The following is a 17,543-nucleotide window of genomic DNA, read 5'->3' as shown; positions in this document are numbered from 1 at the left end:
CTGCGGGTTAAGTGCCGGACGCTGCCCGGTCGATGAACAGGCTCCCCCTGGTGACGACCTTCTCACCGGGCTTCAAGTTCTTCGCGACCTCGACGAGGTCGCCATTGGTCAGCCCGGTCTCGATTTCGCGGAGCTCGATCGACTTGTCGTCATGCGCCACCCAGAGCCGCACGTGCTCCCCTTCATAGATCAGAGCCTGCCTTGGTACACCGACCGAGGTCTGGTCCTTACCCGCGTAGATCGTGACATTGGCAAACATCTCGGGCTTGAACAGGCCTTCCTTGTTGTCGATCGTGGCGCGGACCATCAGCCTTCTCGTAGTCGGATCGATTGCGGCCGAGACGTAATCGATCTTCGCGTGAAATACGCGGCCGGGCAGTGCCAGCACGGTAAAGTCGACCTGTTGGCCGAGCTTCACGTCCGCCGCCTCGCTCTCGCGCACGAAGGCTGTCAGCCAGACCGTGGAGAGATCGCCGATCACGAACACCGGATCGCTGGCGCCGCTCGAGATGAATTGGCCGGGACCGACCTTGCGCTGCACGACGGTGCCGCCGATCGGCGAATAGATCGGCGTATCGGCGCTGATTTGCCGGCTCTGCTGGAAGGTCGAAATCTGCTCTTCGGAGCGGCCGAGAATGCGCAGGCGATTGTGTGCCGCCTCGACTGCCGTCTCTGCGGCGCGCATGTCGTTTTGTGCAGCGGTGAGATCGGCCTCCGACTGCTGCCAGTCTTTCAGCGGCACCGCCTTTCCCGCGTAGAGATCGTTCTGACGCTTCTCGACGATCTGCGCCAGGTTGAGCTTGGAGCGCGCGGTGTTGAGCGTGCTGAGCGCGGTGGCAAAATCGTTGAGCGCCTGAACGGTATCGGTCGCCTCGATGATGAACAGCGGCTGGCCGGGTTTCACGACGTCGCTCGGCTTCACCAGAAGCTTGGTGACGCGGCCGGCATAAGGCGAAAAGATTGGCGTCGAACTATCTTCGTCGACCGCGATCTTGCCCTCCGTGATGTGCTCGGTACGAAAGACCTGTTCCGAGGCGGGCTCGATTGACAGGCTCGCCCATTCAGCCGGGGTCGGCACGAAACGCGCGGGATCCCGCTTCGAGGCGCCCGCCGTGTCGGACTTGACGTGCTGGACGAATATCCTGTTGGCGCCGACGACCGCCACGCCAGCCACCACGATGAGAATCAGCGCGACCGCTAGCCCTCGCCTACTCCAATTCGCGCCCGTCTTCATGCTGCAAATATGTCCATGGACCTACGCACCTATCGTTCGTTCCAGCGACACATGCGTATTTCCTGCGGGTCCTGCGTTCTGCCGCCTCGTCATATTGGTGATTTCGGACTGCTGCAATAGCGCGCTCCAACAGATCCTGGCCAATTCGATAAATGTCTTCCGGCACATGAATAGACCGTAAGAATCTTGCTTTTGTGACCGTGAAATGATGCGATGCGACCGCACTCTACACCACGAAAGCCCGCAAAGGCTTACACCAGCCTTACAGGCTTTGCGGACACGGAGCGCGCGATCCGCTTCCCGGCGGCGGACGTCGATCCGAACGAGGAGGGCTCGATTCGCTTGGCCAGGTTGGCCCCGATCCTCCGGCTCAAGGCTGATGTCGGCGCCGAGTGCGCAGGTGACCTCGCATGCGATTGTTGATCGTCGAAGACAATGAGGAGCTCGCCGAGCTGTTGGCCAAGGGCCTGCGGGCGGCGGGCTATGGGGCGGACATCCTCTCGACCGCCGAACAGGCGCAAAGCGTATTGCAGACGACGCACTACGCCGCTCTCATCCTCGACCTTGGCCTGCCCGACCGCGACGGCCTGCAGCTTTTGCGGGAGATCAGGCACCGCCATAATCCGATCCCGGTCCTGGTGCTGACCGCACGCGGCGGGCTGCACGACCGCGTCCAGGGCTTGCGCAGCGGGGCCGACGACTACCTGGTGAAGCCGTTCGCGCTGGAGGAACTGATCGCGCGGCTGGAGGCGCAATTGCGGCGTCCTGGACAACTGCTCGGCAATTGCCTGCGCATCGCCAATCTCGAATTCGACACGCAAAGCCGCCAGGTCTCGATCGACGAGCAGCCGCAGGCACTGTCGGCGCGCGAGACGGCGGTGCTGGAATTGCTGATGCGCAGCAAGGGACGCGTGGTCTCCAAGAAACAGGTCGAAGACCACCTCTACGGTCATTCCGGTGACGTCGCCTCCAACGCCATCGAGGTCTACGTCCACCGCCTGCGCAAGCAGCTATCGGATCGCGGCGCCAGGGTTCAGGTCCACACCATTCGCGGCGTCGGCTATCTGATTGCGGAGGAGAAATAGCGTGCCGAGATTTGAGTCCATCATCTCGCGCATCGTGATCCTGCACGTCGTTGCCGTCGTCATCACCTCGATCCTGATGTCGGTCGGACTGTCCTGGCTGCTCAGCTACGCAACCAACAACATTCACGACAAGGCGATGCAGGAGCAGGCCAACGCGGTGGCCGAGCATTTGAGCCTTTCGCCCGAGGGGCACCTGGAGCTGAATCTTCCCTCCGATCTGCGCGGGCTCTACTCGCAGGAATATGGACGCTATTCCTATGCGGTGATCGATGATCAGGGCCGGGTGCTGTTTTCCTCGCTCAAGGATCGTGCGGCGCTGTTTCCAGCCGACCGCCGCTCTGCCGATGTCGGCTTCCTGCAGCAGCGCCGCGGTAATGCCACCGTCTCCGGCGCCAGCGTCCGCAAAACCGTCGGCGACCGGAACATCTGGGTGCAGGCTGGCGAGGATCTGACCAACCGCGACGTGCTGACCGACGACATCGTGGCCGACTTCTACAAAAACGTCGGCTGGATCACGCTGCCGATCCTGCTGGTGCTCCTGATCACGGACATCGCAATCTTCCGTCGCGCGCTGCGGCCGCTACGGCAGGCGTCGGAGATCGCCGCCGAAATCGGCCCTGCGCGTCCGGGATTGCGGCTGCCGACCGAAGAGATCCCGCGCGAAGTTCGCCCGCTGGTCTCGGCGGTGAACCAGGGGCTCGATCGGCTCGAGGAGGCTTTCAAGGTCCAGCGTGATTTTACCGCCGATGCCGCACATGAGCTGCGCACGCCGCTCAGCATCCTGCGCACGCGCATCGATTTTCTCGAGGACCAGGAGACACGCCAGGCGCTGCGGCAAAACGCCGAGGGCATGGCGCACATCATCGGCCAACTGCTCGATATCGCCGAACTGGATGCTCTGGCGATCGAGCCTTCGGAAAAGGCCGACCTGCAGTCGGTCGCGGCCGAGGTGGCGGAGTTCGTGGCGCCGCTCGCGCTCGCGCAAGGCAAGGATGTCGCTCTCTACGGGACGACCGAGCCGGTCTGGGTGAAGGGCAATCCGGAGATGCTAAGCCGCGCCATCCGCAACCTGGCCGAGAATGCCATCAATCATACCCCGCCGGGATCGACCGTCGAATTTCTCGTCGAGAACGGCGGGACAGTAAGCGTTCTCGACCACGGACCCGGCATTCCCGAGGACGAGCGCAAGCTCATTTTCCGCCGCTTCTGGCGTCGCGATCGCCGAAAGGCGGGCAGCACGGGGCTTGGCCTTTCGATCGTGCAGCGGATCGCTGAACTGCATTCGGCGACGATCACGGTCGAAAACCGCCGCCCCCATGGCGCATGCTTTTCGCTGAAATTCGTGCCGTTGAAGTAAGGCGGCTTTCGCCGGCGATGTAATCTAATGCAATGAGCGGTCGGTCTTGTCTGTTATGACGTAAAATCCGCGGACTTGATCTGGATCCGATCGGCGTGCAGGGACCACTCGCAAAGGTGCTCGACCTTGCAGAACTTCTGCTTGGCGAGTTCCGTGGCCTCGCCCTCGCTCGAAGCGTCGATTTCGAGGGTCTTCTGGCACACCTCGATTTGCCGGCCGTTACCGCCGAGCACATCTTTCATGAAGCTGACGACGTAGCGCGACATGAGCCTCTCCTGCGACATTACTCAACTCCCTGCTTAAGCTCCTCCAACGTGAGCCTGTTGACAAGGATCAACCGTCAAGATTGCGCAAGAAATTTGTCGGCGAGCAATCTTAGACCCCGGCGACCGGCAGGCTCGCCGCCGCGATCGCGGCGATCAGCGCAAGGCGCCGCCAGAGGCGGGACGACGCGGAGCGCAGCAATGAACCAATCCGTTGCATCGAGAGGAACCCTCGCGCCCGGCGGAAAAGCCCGCGAAAATCACGGCGCGGTGGGCAAAATGATCCGGCGCGAGCGTGCTGTCGAGGCGCCGGCGCAAATAGCAATGGCCCCGTCGTCGACCGTGCCGACGGCAGCCCATTTGTTGCTTTCAGCCCCCTCACGGCGAAGAAAATCTTCTCCGCCGCCTTAACGGCGTCGGCCTATTGCGGCCTGAGCCCGAAGGCGCGGGCAAAACGTTCGCTGTAGCGGGGCCAGACTTCGGGATTGATGATGCGCGGCGGCCGCTTGCCATCCAGCGCATCGAGAATCTGCTCGGCGGCGATCCGCCCCATGTTTTCCCGCGCCTCTCTGGTGACGCCTGCGGTATGCGGGCTCGCCAGCACGTTGTCGAATTGCAGCAATGGATGCTCCGGGGGCGGCGGTTCCTTGGCCCACACGTCGAGCCCGGCGCCGGCGATGCGCTTATTGCGCAGCGCCTCCTCCAGTGCCGCCTCATCATGAATGAACCCGCGCGCGGTGGTGATGAAATAGGCGTGCGGCTGCATCAGCGCGAATTCACGCGCGCCGATCATGCCGCGGCTTTCCCTGGTCAGCGGGCAATTGACCGAGACGTAGTCCGAGCGGCGCAGGAGCTCATCAAGTTCCACCTTCTCCGCACCGCGCGCGGCGATCTCCTCGCGTGAGAGATAGGGATCATAGGCCAGCACCTTCATGCCAAGCAGGCCGCTGCAGAGCTCGGCGATGCGGCGGCCGACATTCCCGATGCCGATGATGCCAATGGTCCGGGTCTGCACCTCGGTGCCCATGAGATCGTTGCGGTTGACGCCCGACTGCCGCCGCAACGTGCGGTCGGCCTCGATGATGCGCTTGGACAGCGTGAGCATCATGCCGAGCGCATGCTCGGCCACCGAATGCGCGTTGCCTCCGGACTGGTTCACCACGAGGACGCCGGCGGCCGTGCAGGCCTCCACGTCGACAGGATCGAAGCCCGCGCCGTTGGACGAGACGATCAGAAGGTTCGGCGCCCGCCGCAAGAGGTCTGCTTGGACATGAAAATGCGGCGCAAGCTCGTCACGCGCGGCACCGATCTGGTAGGCATGTGCCTCCCGCAGAATCGGCGCGAAGACCTCCTCGGGGCTTTCATTTTCGAGCTTGTCCAGCCGAACGTCTGGCCGCGCGCGCAGCATATCGGCATAGATCGGATGGGCGAGATATTTAACGTAGAAGACGCGCTTGTTGTTGGCAGTCATCGATCGGCTTTCGGTTCGAAAAACCCATAGAGCGTTGCGGGATTGGTGACGAGGATGCGCCGCTGGACGCTCAGATCCGGCGTCCATTGCTGGAATAGCTCGAACAGATGGCCGGCATCGGGCATTTCACCCTCGACGCGCGGATGCGGCCAGTCGCTGCCCCAGACCAGCCGCTCCGGATTGGCGGCGACCAGCGCTTGATGAAACGGCCGCGCGTCGGGATAGTCCGGCGCCTGTTGGCTGAGGCGGTGGGCGCCGGACAGTTTGGCAAAGCACCAGCCTTCGCCGACCGCGCGCAAGAGGCTCTGGAAACCGGCCGTCTGCGTCCCCGCCCGGGCGTCGGTGCGGCCCATGTGATCGATCACGACCGGCAGGCCTAACGACTTCAGCAGCGGTATCGTGTCGGGCAGGTCCTTCACATCGATCCAGAGCTGCAGATGCCAGCCGAGTTCCGCCATCGCCGGGGCGAGAGTTTTTGCCGCCTCGAGCGGCACGCCGCCGCGATAGTGCAACTGTCCACCGCGAAAGAAATGATTGAAGCGCAGTCCGCGCACGCCGCAGCGGTTCCATTCACGCAATTTGGCCGGCGCGACATCGGCATCCGCCACCGCGACGCCGCGCAGACGGTCCGGGCGTCGCGTCAGCGCGTCCAGCATCGCGGAATTGTCGCGGCCGTGCGCGCTGCCCTGCACCAGCACGCCGCGGGCAAAGCCGAGCGTATCGAGCATGGAGAGATATTTTGCGAGTGGCGCGTCCGGCGGGGTGTAGCTGCGGTCGTCGGCGTAGGCGAACTGACCCGCCGGACCGAACACATGCGCATGCGTGTCGCACGCACCCGCTGGCGGCGGGTTTCGGGGACGCGTGACCTCGCGTGGCGGCAGACAGGGTGGCGCGCTCGACATCATTCAGCCCTGATACCGGCGGCCCGAATGATCGGCCCCCATTTCTCGTAATCCGCACGGATCTTGGTATCGAAAGCTTTTGGCGAGCTGCCGATGGCATAAGCTCCGAGCTTGTTCAGGCGCTCCTTCACGGCCTCGGTGTTCAGGGCGGCCACAAAATCCTTATTGAGTTTCTCGACGAGATCGCGCGGCATGCCACCGCGTCCGAGCAATCCCCACCACACCTCGGTGTCGTAGCCGGGCACGGTTTCGCCGATGCTGGGCACATCAGGCAGGAAAGGCGCGCGGTTCGCGGTGGTCGCCGCAAGCGCCCTCACCGTCCCGGCCTGGATCTGGCCGACCGACTCCGGCCCGTTGTTAAAGGACAGCGGGATTTGCCCACCGAGCAGATCGTTGATCGCGGGCGCGCCGCCTTTGTACGGAATGGCCTCGAGATCGATCTGGGCAAGATTCTTCAGGAGCTCGCCGGCAAGATGAGTGGAGGTTCCAAGCCCCGCATGCGCAAACGACAGGCTCCCGGGCTTGGCCTTGGCCTGGGCGATCACATCGCCAAGCGTCTTGAACGGGGAATCGGCCCGTACCAGCAGAAAATTGGGCGACGAGGCGAGCAGCGAGATCGGCGTGAAGTCCTTGAATGTGTCATAAGGCAGTTTTGGATAAAGGAACGGATTGGTGGCGTGGCCGCTCGCGACCACGATCAGGGTGTAACCATCAGGCGGCGAGGCAATGAGCGCTTGCGACGCCACCACGCCGCCGGCTCCGGGGCGGTTCTCCACCACGACGGTCTGGCCCCATTGCCGTGACACCACATCGCCCAGCGTGCGCGCGAGTATGTCGACGGCGCCACCCGCGGCATAGGGCACAAAAATATGAACCGGTTTTGACGGAAAAGCCGTTTGCGCGGCTGCGACGCCATTTGCCGCCAGCAGAGCGAGCGCGGTCGCGACCGCCCCAAACCACCTGCCCATGGCTGTTCCTCCCGCTCTTATCGTTATCGTTGTTATGGCACGCTGGACGGCTCCGCTGTATCGGCGCGCGGCGCAGGTCGCGTTGCGATTGCGGCATGTTGACAATCGCGCCGGTCGCGTCAAGTTCGACCCAAGACGGCTTGACAAGACGGCCTGAAAAAAATTGCCGCGAGCCACGAACAGGGAGCCGAGGAGAAAATGATGGCAGCCGCCGAGGGAAACGCCGCGCCGCAATCTTCCAATCACGCCGCGCAACCACGGAGCTGGCACGGCATTGTGCTGGAGACGCTCAAGCGCAACGACGTCAGAATCATTCCCTACGTTCCCGATCGCGTGCTGACGGGTCTGATCAAGGGCCTGCACGCCGATCCCTTTTTCACCACCTTTCCCACCGCCCGCGAGGAAGAAGCGGTGGGCATCGTTTCTGGCGCCTGGATGGGTGGGGTGCGCGGCGCGGTGCTGATGCAGACCTCGGGCTTTGCGACACTCGCCAATGTGCTGGCTTCGCTTGCGATCCCCTATCAGATCCCGCTGATCATGTTCGTCTCCGAGCGCGGCACGCTCGGAGAGTTCAATTATGGGCAGTCGCTGGTGTGTCGCACCATGCGCCCGGTGCTGGATTCGCTCGCCATGGAGCATCACACCATCACCCGGCTTGATGAATTGGAGTTCATCGTCGATCGTTCGATCAAGCAGGCCGTCACTACGCAGGCGCCGGTGGCGCTGATCCTCTCGCCGCTGCTCACCGGCGGCAAAGTGTTCGACAAGTGAGCGATCGAATGGATACCGCAATGCGCAACACCAAGGTGATGAACCGCTTTGATCTCACCTCGCGCCTTCTCGCGAAACTGCAGAACGAGGAGGCCGTGATCGGCGGCATCGGCAACACCAATTTCGACCTGTGGGCCGCCGGCCATCGCCCGCAGAATTTTTATATGCTGGGCAGCATGGGGCTCGCCTTCCCGATCGCGCTGGGGGTGGCGCTGGCGCAGCCGGAGCGGCGCGTCTTCGCGCTCGAGGGCGATGGTTCACTGCTGATGCAACTGGGCTCGCTCACGACCATCGCAACACTCGCGCCGGCAAACCTCACCATGGTCGTGATGGACAACGGCATCTACCAGATTACCGGCGCACAGCCAACGCCGGCGGCCGAGGTGGGCGACATCGTGGCGATTGCCGCCGCCAGCGGCCTTCCCAACAGCGCATGGGCTCACGACGAAGAGGATTTCGAGCGGCTGGTCGAGGAGGCGCTGTCGGCGACCGGGCCTACGCTGATCGGCGTGCGCATCGACGATAAGCCCGGGGTCGGCACGACACGGCGAGATCCCGTGCAGATCCGCGAGCGCTTCATGCTCGGGCTCGGCGTGCGGGAGCCGCTCTAGCCGCCGATTTTCACATTAACTACCCAAGTTATTGGAGCGCCGACGAAGCCCCAGAGGCTTTGATTTGTGCTATGCGGGAGTGATGACCATTTTCCTCCGCCTGTTCGCTTGGCTGCTCGCGGCTGCCGTAACTTTCGCAACCCTCGGCCCGCCGAGCTACCGCCCGCATTCCTCTCTTGGCCAGGATGGCGAGCATACCCTCGCCTTCGTGCTGGTGGGCCTTGCTTTCGCCTTCGCCTATCCGCAACAGCGGCTGCTCGCGGCGATGATCTCGTTGCCGGCGATCGGCGTGCTCGAGCTCTTGCAGCTCGTCGTCCCGGGACGGCATGCGCGGTTGGAGGATTTTGCGGTCGATGCGCTGGCCGCGATCGCGGGTTTTGCACTCGCCGCCGCGCTGGATTGGGCGATGCAGCGGCGCCGGGAAGCATCCTAGAGCGCGATGAAATCAGGTTAGATCGTCATCTCCTCCAACGTTTGTTTGATCATGATCTTTTCGGAAGACCGCTGCAGGCGTCTCCGGATCACGCTCTAGAAAAATGCCGCCCGGGGATCCCGGGCGGCATACTGCGCGATCAGTTTGTTTGCGCTTTAGAGCAGGCCTGCGCCGCGCGCCCATTTGTACTTGGCGCCGAGCACCTCGACCGGCAATTCGGTTGAATAGGCATAGGCCGGGATGCCGTTCTCGTAGAGATATTCGGCGGCTTCCTCGACCTCGACGTCGCCGGCGAGCGAGGCAACAATCGGCTTGACGAAGCCCTTGGACTCCATCTCCTTCTTCACCTCGACCATATTGCGGGCGAACACCATCGGCGGCGTCACGATCGTGTGCCAATAGCCGAGGATCAGCGCATGGATGCGATCATCGGAGAGGCCGAGCTTGACCGTGTTGACATAGGTGATCGGCGGCTCGCCGCCGGTGATGTCGACAGGGTTGCCGGCGGCGCCGAACGGCGGAATGAACTTTCGGAACGCAGCATCCAGATCCGGCGGCATCGTCATCAGCGAGAGCCCGTTGTCGACCACGGCATCCGACAGCAGCACGCCCGAACCGCCCGCGCCGGTGATGATCAGCACGTTCTCGCCCTTCGGCGTCGGCAAAACCGGCACGCCGCGCGCGAATTCCAGAAGTTGCCGCAGCGAGCGGGCGCGGATCACGCCGGACTGCTTGAATACGTCTTCATAGATTTTGTCGTTACCGGCGAGCGCGCCGGTATGTGACGACGCCGCCTTCGCGCCGGCAGAGGTGCGCCCCGCCTTCAAGACCACCACCGGCTTCTTCTTGGAAACGCGCTTGGCGGCTTCGGCGAAGGCGCGACCGTCCTTCAGATCTTCGCAGTGCTGCGCGATGAGGTTGGTGTTCGGATCCTGCTCGAAGAAGGCGAGCAGATCGTCCTCGTCGATATCGGCCTTGTTGCCGAGACCGACGATCGCCGAAACGCCCATCTTGGCTGAGCGCGAGAAGCCGATGATCGCCATGCCGATGCCGCCGGACTGCGACGACAGCGCCGCGTGGCCCTTCACGTCGTAAGCCGTGCAGAACGTGGCGCAGAGATTGGCCGGCGTGTAGTAGAAGCCATAGATGTTCGGGCCCATCAGGCGAACATTGTATTTCTTGCCGACTTCGACGATTTCCGCCTGCAATTCGGGATGACCTGCTTCGGCAAAGCCGGAAGGAATCAGAACCGCGCCGGGGATCTTCTTCTCACCGCATTCGGCGAGCGCCGCGGCGACGAATTTCGCGGGGATCGCGAACACCGCGACGTCGATGACGCCGGGCACGTCCTTGACGCTCTTATAAGCCTTGTAGCCGAGGATCTCGGGCGACTTCGGGTGGATCGGATAGATCTCGCCCTTGTAGCCGCCATTGATCAGGTTCTTCATCACGGAGTTGCCGATCTTGCCGTCCTCGGCGGAGGCGCCGATCACGGCCACCGCCTTCGGCTGCATGATGCGGTCCATGGCCGCCACGATTTCGTCGTTCGAGCGCGGCGCCGGGCGCGGCTTGTAGTCGAAATCGACGACGATGCGAACGTCGGCGGCGATGGCGTCCTTCTTGGTGGCGAAGACGGGATTGAGGTCGAGCTCGACGATCTCGGGGAAGTCGCTGACGAGCTGGGAGACCTTGACGATGACGTCGGCGAGCGCCTCGCGATTGACCGGATCACCGCCGCGCACGCCCTTTAGCATTTCATGCGCCTGGATGCCGTCGAGCATCGACAGCGCGTCTTCCTTGGTTGCCGGCGCCAGGCGGAAGGTGATGTCCTTGAGGACTTCGACCAGGACGCCGCCAAGGCCGAAGGCAACCAGCTTGCCGAACGAACCGTCCGTGATGGAGCCGATGATAACCTCGGTACCGCCGGCGAGCATCTGCTGGACCTGGATGCCCTCGATCTTCGCGTCGGCCTTGTATTTCTTGGCGTTGCCGAGAATGGTGTCGTAGGCCTTTTCGGCCTCGGCGGCGCTCTTCACGCCGACCACGACACCGCCGGCCTCGGTCTTGTGCAGGATGTCCGGCGAGACGATTTTCATCACCACTGGGAAGCCCATGCCGCTCGCGATCTTCGCCGCCTCTCCCGCGGATTTGGCCACGCCCTCCTTCGGAACAGGGATGCCATAGGCATCGCACACCACTTTGCCCTCGGGGGCGGTCAGGCTGGTGCGCTTGTCCGATTTGACCTGGTCGAGAATTTTACGGACGGCTTCTTTGGCACTGGACATTCGCTTCCTCCTGCGACTTGTTTCATGGCATTTGGTATGCCAGCCTGCGGATTTGTCAAGACAAGGCGCTGGACGAAAACGCCGAAAAAGCTGACAACTTGACATTCTGGCATCTGGCATGCCAAAACCATTATCGTTATATCACTATAGACATCTCCCCCGGGAGAAGATTTGTCGTGTCCATCAGGAAACAAACCAAGGTGGCGCTGACCATGGCCGAAGCAGACATCGCAATCGTCAGGATTGCTCCGGAGACCAGCTTCAAGAACAAGGCCTATGAGGCGCTGAAGGAGGCGATCCTCAAGATGGACATCTATGCGACGCCCGACCCCGTGATGCTGGACGAGCGTGCGCTATCGGAGCGGCTGGGCGTCAGCCGGACACCGATTCGCGAGGCGATCGCGATGCTCGAGCAGGACGGCTTCGTGAAAACGGTGCCGCGCCGCGGAATCATGGTGGTGCGCCGGACCAAGAGCGAAATCGTCGACATGATCCGCGCCTGGGCGGCGCTGGAGAGCATGGCCGCGCGGCTGATCACGACCACCGCCAGCAAAAAGGACATTTCGGCGCTGCGCGACTTCTTCAGGGATTTCGGCAAGGATCGGCTGCCGCAGGATCACATCGAGGAATATTCCAGGGCGAACATCGCCTTCCACCAGGCGCTGATCTCGCTGTCGGAATCGCCGGTGCTGGTCGACATGACCAACGACATCCTGCTGCACGTGCGCGGCTACCGCCAACTCACCATCGGCCGGACCGAACGCATCGCTGCCTCGCTGCCGGAGCATCTCGCGATCATCGAGGCGCTGGAAGCACGCGACACCGAGCTCGCGGAAAAGCGCGCGCGCGACCACACGCTGAGCCTTGCATCCTTCGTCGAAGAGCATGGCCAGGAATTGCCCTAACCACCACTGAATCTTCAACCAGAAGACGATCAACAGATCGTCCAGGCACGACCAACAGGGAGACGAGCCCATGCTGAACACCGCACAAAAAACCGAGGCATCGGGCACCGAGCAGGAGCTGACGGATGGTTTCCATCTCGTCATCGACGCGCTCAAGCTCAACGGCATCGACACCATCTACGGCGTGCCGGGCATTCCGATCACCGATCTCGGCCGCATGGCACAGGCCGCTGGGATTCGCGTGCTCTCCTTTCGCCACGAGCAGAACGCCGGTTATGCGGCATCGATCGCCGGTTTCCTCACCAAGAAGCCCGGCGTTTGCCTGACCGTGTCCGCGCCCGGCTTCCTCAATGGCCTCACCGCCCTCGCGCATGCCACCACCAACTGCTTCCCGATGATCCTGATCTCCGGCTCCTCCGAGCGCGAGATCGTCGACCTGCAGCAGGGCGACTATGAAGAGATGGATCAGCTCGCGATCGCCAAGCCGCTCTGCAAGGCGGCCTATCGCGTGCTGCATGCCCAAGACATCGGCATTGGTCTTGCCCGCGCGATCCGCGCCGCGGTGTCGGGCCGGCCGGGCGGCGTCTATCTCGACCTGCCGGCAAAATTGTTCGCGCAGGTGATCGATGCGGATGCGGGCGCGAAATCGCTGGTGAAGGTGATCGATGCCGCCCCGGCGCAGCTCCCCGCCCCCCCCGCGGTCAAGCGCGCGCTCGATGTGCTCAAGAGCGCCAAGCGCCCGCTGATCATTCTCGGCAAGGGCGCGGCCTACGCGCAAGCCGATGACGCCATCCGCACCCTCGTTGAGAAGAGCGGCATTCCCTTCCTGCCGATGAGCATGGCCAAGGGCCTATTGCCTGACACCCATCCGCAATGCGCCGGTGCCGCGCGCTCCACCGTGCTGAAGGATTCCGACGTCGTGATGCTGATCGGCGCGCGCCTCAACTGGCTGCTGTCGCACGGCAAGGGCAAAACCTGGGGCGAAGCGCCGAAGAAATTCATCCAGATCGACATTGAGCCCAAGGAGATGGACTCCAATGTCGAAATCGCAGCGCCGCTGGTCGGCGATGTCGGCTCCTGCGTCACCGCGCTGGTCGAGGCCATGGGCGGCAACTGGCCGGCAGCACCGGCCGATTGGGTCAATGCGGTGAAGACCAAGCGCGAGGAGAACGTCGCCAAGATGGCGCCGCGGCTGATGAACAACAAGTCGCCGATGGACTATCACGGCGCACTCGGTGCGCTGCGCACCATCATCAAGGAACGTCCCGACGCGTTCCTGGTCAATGAAGGCGCCAACACGCTTGATCTCGCGCGCGGCGTCATCGACATGTACCAGCCGCGCAAGCGGCTCGACGTCGGCACCTGGGGCGTCATGGGCATCGGCATGGGCTATGCGATTGCCGCCGCGGTCGAGACCGGCAAGCCGGTGCTCGCGGTGGAAGGCGACAGCGCCTTCGGCTTCTCCGGCATGGAGATCGAAACCATCTGCCGCTACAACCTTCCCGTCTGCGTCGTCATCTTCAACAATGACGGCATCTATCGCGGTACCGATGTCAATTCGGCAGGTCGCGATCCCGCCACCACCGTATTCGTCAAGGGTGCGCGCTACGACAAGATGATCGAGGCGTTCGGCGGGGTCGGCATCAATGCAACGACGCCTGACGAATTGAAGCGCGCGGTGAATGCGGCGATGGATTCCGGCAAGCCGACGCTGATCAACGCGGTGATCGATCCAGCAGCCGGGTCGGAGAGCGGCCGTATCGGCAACCTCAATCCGCAGAGCGTGCTGAAGAAGAAGTGAACCCCAAACCCGTCATTCCGCGCGACAGGCGGAAGGACGCAAACGAAATTATTTGAGGAGACACGACATCATGACCAAGGCGCTGACGGGCGTTCGTATTCTGGATTTCACCCACGTCCAGTCGGGACCGACCTGCACACAGTTGCTCGCCTGGTTCGGCGCCGACGTGATCAAGGTTGAACGTCCCGGCGTCGGCGACATCACGCGCGGGCAATTGCAGGACATCCCGAATGTGGACAGCCTGTATTTCACCATGCTCAACCATAACAAGCGTTCGATCACGCTCGACACCAAGAACCCCAAGGGCAAGGAGGTGCTCACCGAGTTGATCAAGAAATGCGACGTGCTGGTGGAAAATTTCGGCCCCGGCGTGCTCGACCGCATGGGCTTCTCCTGGGAGAAGATCCAGAGCATCAACCCGAAGATGATCGTGGCCTCGATCAAGGGTTTCGGGCCCGGACCTTACGAAGATTGCAAGGTCTATGAGAACGTCGCGCAATGTACCGGCGGTGCCGCCTCCACCACTGGCTTCCGCGACGACGTCCCACTCGTCACTGGTGCGCAGATCGGCGACAGCGGCACCGGGTTGCATCTCGCGCTCGGCATCGTCACCGCGCTCTACCAGCGTACACACACCGGCAAGGGCCAGCGCGTCACCGCGGCGATGCAGGATGGTGTGCTCAACCTCTGCCGCGTCAAGCTGCGCGACCAGCAGCGCCTCGCCCATGGCCCCCTCAAAGAATACAGCCAATACGGTGAAGGCATCCCGTTCGGCGACGCCGTGCCACGCGCCGGCAACGATTCCGGCGGTGGCCAGCCCGGCCGCATCCTGAAGTGCAAGGGCTGGGAGACCGATCCCAACGCCTACATCTACTTCATCACCCAGGCGCCGGTCTGGGAGAAGATCTGCGACGTCATCGGCGAGCCGGGGTGGAAGACCCATCCGGACTACGCCAAGCCGCTGGCCCGGCTGCCGCGCCTGAACCAGATCTTCGCCCGCATCGAGCAGTGGACCATGAGCAAGACCAAGTTCGAGGCCATGGAAATCCTGAACAAATACGACATCCCCTGCGGACCGATCCTGTCCATGAAGGAGCTCGCCGAGGATCAATCACTGCGCGCCACCGGCACCGTGGTCGAGGTCGATCATCCCACCCGTGGCAAGTATCTGTCGGTCGGCAATCCGATCAAGCTTTCGGACAGCCCGAGCGAGGTCAAGCGCTCGCCTCTGCTCGGCGAGCATACGGACGAGATTTTGCGCCAGGTGCTCGGCTTTTCCGATCATCAGGTCGCCGAGATCCATGACTCCGGCGCCCTTGATCCGCCGCGCAAGCAGGCTGCGGAATAGATCTGGTTTCACTTTCGAAACCTTTGCTAAGGCCGCCCACGGGCGGCCTTTTTGCTTTCCGCGACATTGGATGCTGCATTGCAAACGGCGTTATGCTGCCATGCAAACACAAGCGTTGCGCCTGGCATCTGGTATACCTAGATTGCCCATAACAGAAACGCGCAGCGCCTAGCTGCAACCAGAGAAAGACGATGTCCAAGACTGCAACTATCGGCCTTATCCCCTCGACCAGCTTGTTCGGTCGCCTGTTCGCCACGATCGACCGCCTGCTCCTGGCCTATGCTGAGATTCAGATCCGCAACGGCGACGTTCCCCGCGTCGGCCTCTGAGCTTCGAGCAGACGCCCCGGGCCAGCGCCTGAGCTGGCAACCAGTTTTCCCGCCGCAAGGCATCCTCCCGACTGATGGCTCCGAGTTTTTCGGAGCCACTTTTTTTCGCCCTTGCTTCAACGGACCCGCCGCTTGCTGCGGCATTTGCGCGCCCGCGACCGCGTGTCGCGCGGTGACCTTGGCATATTGGATACACAATGCCCGCGCAGCGCTCGCCTTCAGATAAGAGCGCGCTTGGGAGGGTATATGACAGATATTGTTCAGGGGACCGCGCCTGCGGCGGCGCGAGTCAGCGACACCTTTCGCTGGACGCAACTTGCGATCGGCGTCGCCGCAATGGTGATGATTGCGAATTATCAGTATGGCTGGACGTTCTTCGTTCCGGATATCCAGACGACATTCGGTTGGAATCGCGCATCGATCCAGTGGGCGTTCACCCTGTTCGTGCTGTTCGAGACCTGGCTCGTACCGGTCGAGGGCTGGTTTGTCGATAAATACGGACCACGGATCGTGGTATTCGTCGGCGGCGTGCTTTGCGCGATCGGCTGGATCATCAACGCGCACGCAACTTCGCTCAACGGCTACTATCTCGGCATGATTATCGCCGGCATCGGCGCCGGCGGCGTCTACGGCACGTGCGTCGGCAACGCGCTGAAATGGTTTCCCGACAAACGCGGCTTGGCTGCCGGAATTACGGCCGCAGGTTTTGGCGCGGGATCGGCCCTGACCGTTGCGCCGATCCAGGCGATGATCAAGGATTCGGGGTTTCAAACCACGTTTCTCTACTTCGGGCTCGGACAAGGCATCGTCATTATCATCCTGTCGTTCTTCCTGCTTGCGCCGAAGACGGGACAGGTACCGATCGCAGTGCAAAGCGCAAACCTGGTGCAGAGTCGTCGCAATTATGCGCCGACCGAAGTGATCCGGCATCCGATCTTCTGGTTGATGTATGTCATGTTCGTCATTGTCGGCGCCGGCGGATTGATGGTGACGGCGAACCTCAAGCCGATCGGTGTCGATTGGAAAGTCGATGCCGTTCCCGTCACCCTTGTCGGCATGACCATGACGGCCGTGACCTTCGCGGCGACGATCGATCGCATTCTCAACGGTCTGACACGGCCGTTCTTCGGCTGGGTCTCCGACGTGATCGGCCGCGAGAACACGATGTTCATCGCGTTCGGCCTCGAGGGCGTCGGCATCTGGGCGCTCTACGTGCTCGGACGTGACCCGGTATGGTTCGTGATCCTGTCGGGCCTGGTGTTCTTTGCCTGGGGCGAAATTTATTCCCTCTTCCCTTCGACCTGCACCGACACCTTCGGCCCGAAATTCGCGACCACCAATGCGGGCCTGCTCTACACGGCCAAGGGAACGGCGGCGCTGCTGGTGCCGTTCGCCAATTACATGCAGCAGTCGTCCGGACACTGGGACACGGTTTTCATCATTGCCGCTGGCGCCAATATTCTGGCTTCGGTCCTGGCGATCGCGGTGCTCAAACCTTGGCGCAAGGCGGTGGTCGCGCAGGCCAACGCCTAATATACCTTCGGATCATCGCACCGCGCGCTCGGCCCTTGCGGGCCGGGCGCTTTTTTTGCGACGCTGAGATTGCAAGCCGCTCGCCCGCCTACTCCTCGAGGCCTTGGCCCTAACGCATTGGGAGCGCTAGAAAAGATTGAGAACCGTGCTCGTGTCGCGCCACGGCTCCTTCGAACCGCCCGCAAGAATGCTGCAACGCATCACAAGATGGGCCTTGCATACTGGAATATAATATACCACGATCGCG

16 protein-coding genes are annotated in these 17,543 nt (G+C 62.6%); 10 read left to right on the top strand and 6 right to left on the bottom strand.

From position 1 onward, the window contains the following. Positions 1–7 precede the first annotated feature (7 nt). A complete protein-coding gene (locus F758_RS0107195; RefSeq protein ID WP_024507226.1) occupies positions 8–1,234 on the bottom strand; it encodes an efflux RND transporter periplasmic adaptor subunit in 1,227 nt (408 codons plus the stop codon). A 410-nt stretch (positions 1,235–1,644) separates the two neighbouring features. Here F758_RS0107195 and F758_RS0107185 point away from each other — a divergent pair, with 410 nt between their 5' ends. Continuing rightward, positions 1,645–2,319, top strand: a complete 675-nt coding sequence (locus tag F758_RS0107185) for a response regulator transcription factor (RefSeq protein ID WP_024507224.1) — start codon at positions 1,645–1,647, stop codon at positions 2,317–2,319. A 1-nt stretch (position 2,320) separates the two neighbouring features. After that, positions 2,321–3,676, top strand: a complete 1,356-nt coding sequence (locus F758_RS43425) for a sensor histidine kinase (RefSeq protein ID WP_051386728.1) — start codon at positions 2,321–2,323, stop codon at positions 3,674–3,676. A 53-nt stretch (positions 3,677–3,729) separates the two neighbouring features. Here F758_RS43425 and F758_RS0107175 read toward each other — a convergent pair whose 3' ends face one another. From F758_RS0107175 to F758_RS0107155, 4 genes are all read right to left on the bottom strand, one after another. Continuing rightward, the gene (locus F758_RS0107175; RefSeq protein WP_024507223.1) at positions 3,730–3,942 is read right to left on the bottom strand and encodes a hypothetical protein; all 213 of its coding nucleotides are present in this window, start codon (positions 3,940–3,942) and stop codon (positions 3,730–3,732) included. A 418-nt stretch (positions 3,943–4,360) separates the two neighbouring features. Next, positions 4,361–5,410, bottom strand: a complete 1,050-nt coding sequence (locus tag F758_RS0107165; protein WP_024507222.1) for a hydroxyacid dehydrogenase — start codon at positions 5,408–5,410, stop codon at positions 4,361–4,363. Further along, a complete protein-coding gene (locus F758_RS0107160; protein WP_051386751.1) occupies positions 5,407–6,312 on the bottom strand; it encodes an amidohydrolase family protein in 906 nt (301 codons plus the stop codon). The genes F758_RS0107165 and F758_RS0107160 overlap by 4 nt, the downstream gene beginning before the upstream one ends. Next, complete coding sequence (locus tag F758_RS0107155; protein ID WP_024507220.1) at positions 6,312–7,280, bottom strand: Bug family tripartite tricarboxylate transporter substrate binding protein; 969 nt, start codon at positions 7,278–7,280, stop codon at positions 6,312–6,314. The genes F758_RS0107160 and F758_RS0107155 overlap by 1 nt, the downstream gene beginning before the upstream one ends. Before the next feature lie 201 nt (positions 7,281–7,481). Between F758_RS0107155 and F758_RS0107145 the strand changes: the two genes are divergently transcribed. From F758_RS0107145 to F758_RS0107135, 3 genes are all read left to right on the top strand, one after another. Further along, positions 7,482–8,051 carry a thiamine pyrophosphate-binding protein gene (locus F758_RS0107145; protein WP_024507219.1) on the top strand — a complete coding sequence of 190 codons (570 nt, stop codon included), beginning with the start codon at positions 7,482–7,484 and terminating at the stop codon, positions 8,049–8,051. A gap of 8 nt (positions 8,052–8,059) precedes the next feature. Beyond that, positions 8,060–8,662 carry a thiamine pyrophosphate-dependent enzyme gene (locus F758_RS0107140; RefSeq protein ID WP_024507218.1) on the top strand — a complete coding sequence of 201 codons (603 nt, stop codon included), beginning with the start codon at positions 8,060–8,062 and terminating at the stop codon, positions 8,660–8,662. Between the two features lie 82 nt (positions 8,663–8,744). Continuing rightward, the gene (locus tag F758_RS0107135) at positions 8,745–9,095 is read left to right on the top strand and encodes a VanZ family protein (RefSeq protein WP_024507217.1); all 351 of its coding nucleotides are present in this window, start codon (positions 8,745–8,747) and stop codon (positions 9,093–9,095) included. A gap of 155 nt (positions 9,096–9,250) precedes the next feature. Here F758_RS0107135 and F758_RS0107130 read toward each other — a convergent pair whose 3' ends face one another. Continuing rightward, positions 9,251–11,380 carry an acetate--CoA ligase family protein gene (locus F758_RS0107130; RefSeq protein ID WP_024507216.1) on the bottom strand — a complete coding sequence of 710 codons (2,130 nt, stop codon included), beginning with the start codon at positions 11,378–11,380 and terminating at the stop codon, positions 9,251–9,253. Positions 11,381–11,592: 212 nt separating this feature from the next. On the opposite strand from F758_RS0107130, the gene F758_RS0107125 reads away from it, so the two are divergent. The 5 genes from F758_RS0107125 to oxlT all read left to right on the top strand — a co-directional run bounded on the left by F758_RS0107125 (position 11,593) and on the right by oxlT (position 17,296). Next, on the top strand, positions 11,593–12,285 hold the full coding sequence (locus tag F758_RS0107125; protein ID WP_051386749.1) for a GntR family transcriptional regulator: 693 nt from the start codon (positions 11,593–11,595) through the stop codon (positions 12,283–12,285). Between the two features lie 70 nt (positions 12,286–12,355). Continuing rightward, positions 12,356–14,086, top strand: a complete 1,731-nt coding sequence (gene oxc / locus F758_RS0107120) for an oxalyl-CoA decarboxylase (protein WP_024507214.1) — start codon at positions 12,356–12,358, stop codon at positions 14,084–14,086. Between the two features lie 70 nt (positions 14,087–14,156). After that, positions 14,157–15,434: a formyl-CoA transferase gene (gene frc, locus F758_RS0107115; protein ID WP_024507213.1), complete on the top strand. Its 1,278-nt coding sequence runs from the start codon at positions 14,157–14,159 to the stop codon at positions 15,432–15,434. Between the two features lie 191 nt (positions 15,435–15,625). Beyond that, positions 15,626–15,763 (top strand): hypothetical protein, encoded by a 138-nt coding sequence (locus F758_RS50725; RefSeq protein ID WP_198026422.1) that lies wholly within the window; start codon positions 15,626–15,628, stop codon positions 15,761–15,763. A 246-nt stretch (positions 15,764–16,009) separates the two neighbouring features. Continuing rightward, positions 16,010–17,296 (top strand): oxalate/formate MFS antiporter, encoded by a 1,287-nt coding sequence (gene oxlT / locus F758_RS0107105; protein WP_024507212.1) that lies wholly within the window; start codon positions 16,010–16,012, stop codon positions 17,294–17,296. Positions 17,297–17,543 lie beyond the last annotated feature (247 nt).

The organism is Bradyrhizobium sp. ARR65 (assembly GCF_000472385.1).
Taxonomy (GTDB): domain Bacteria; phylum Pseudomonadota; class Alphaproteobacteria; order Rhizobiales; family Xanthobacteraceae; genus Bradyrhizobium.
This window is presented reverse-complemented; position numbering and strand designations above follow the sequence as displayed.

What these genes read in the sequence shown, in the direction of transcription:
- F758_RS0107195 (WP_024507226.1), bottom strand. Translation starts at nt 1,234, where the DNA reads ATGAAGACGGGCGCGAATTGGAGTAGGCGAGGGCTAGCGGTCGCGCTG.
- F758_RS0107185 (WP_024507224.1), top strand. Translation starts at nt 1,645, where the DNA reads ATGCGATTGTTGATCGTCGAAGACAATGAGGAGCTCGCCGAGCTGTTG.
- F758_RS0107175 (WP_024507223.1), bottom strand. Translation starts at nt 3,942, where the DNA reads ATGTCGCGCTACGTCGTCAGCTTCATGAAAGATGTGCTCGGCGGTAAC.
- F758_RS0107165 (WP_024507222.1), bottom strand. Translation starts at nt 5,410, where the DNA reads ATGACTGCCAACAACAAGCGCGTCTTCTACGTTAAATATCTCGCCCAT.
- F758_RS0107160 (WP_051386751.1), bottom strand. Translation starts at nt 6,312, where the DNA reads ATGTCGAGCGCGCCACCCTGTCTGCCGCCACGCGAGGTCACGCGTCCC.
- F758_RS0107155 (WP_024507220.1), bottom strand. Translation starts at nt 7,280, where the DNA reads ATGGGCAGGTGGTTTGGGGCGGTCGCGACCGCGCTCGCTCTGCTGGCG.
- F758_RS0107145 (WP_024507219.1), top strand. Translation starts at nt 7,482, where the DNA reads ATGGCAGCCGCCGAGGGAAACGCCGCGCCGCAATCTTCCAATCACGCC.
- F758_RS0107140 (WP_024507218.1), top strand. Translation starts at nt 8,060, where the DNA reads ATGGATACCGCAATGCGCAACACCAAGGTGATGAACCGCTTTGATCTC.
- F758_RS0107135 (WP_024507217.1), top strand. Translation starts at nt 8,745, where the DNA reads ATGACCATTTTCCTCCGCCTGTTCGCTTGGCTGCTCGCGGCTGCCGTA.
- F758_RS0107130 (WP_024507216.1), bottom strand. Translation starts at nt 11,380, where the DNA reads ATGTCCAGTGCCAAAGAAGCCGTCCGTAAAATTCTCGACCAGGTCAAA.
- F758_RS0107125 (WP_051386749.1), top strand. Translation starts at nt 11,593, where the DNA reads ATGGCCGAAGCAGACATCGCAATCGTCAGGATTGCTCCGGAGACCAGC.
- oxc (WP_024507214.1), top strand. Translation starts at nt 12,356, where the DNA reads ATGCTGAACACCGCACAAAAAACCGAGGCATCGGGCACCGAGCAGGAG.
- frc (WP_024507213.1), top strand. Translation starts at nt 14,157, where the DNA reads ATGACCAAGGCGCTGACGGGCGTTCGTATTCTGGATTTCACCCACGTC.
- F758_RS50725 (WP_198026422.1), top strand. Translation starts at nt 15,626, where the DNA reads ATGTCCAAGACTGCAACTATCGGCCTTATCCCCTCGACCAGCTTGTTC.
- oxlT (WP_024507212.1), top strand. Translation starts at nt 16,010, where the DNA reads ATGACAGATATTGTTCAGGGGACCGCGCCTGCGGCGGCGCGAGTCAGC.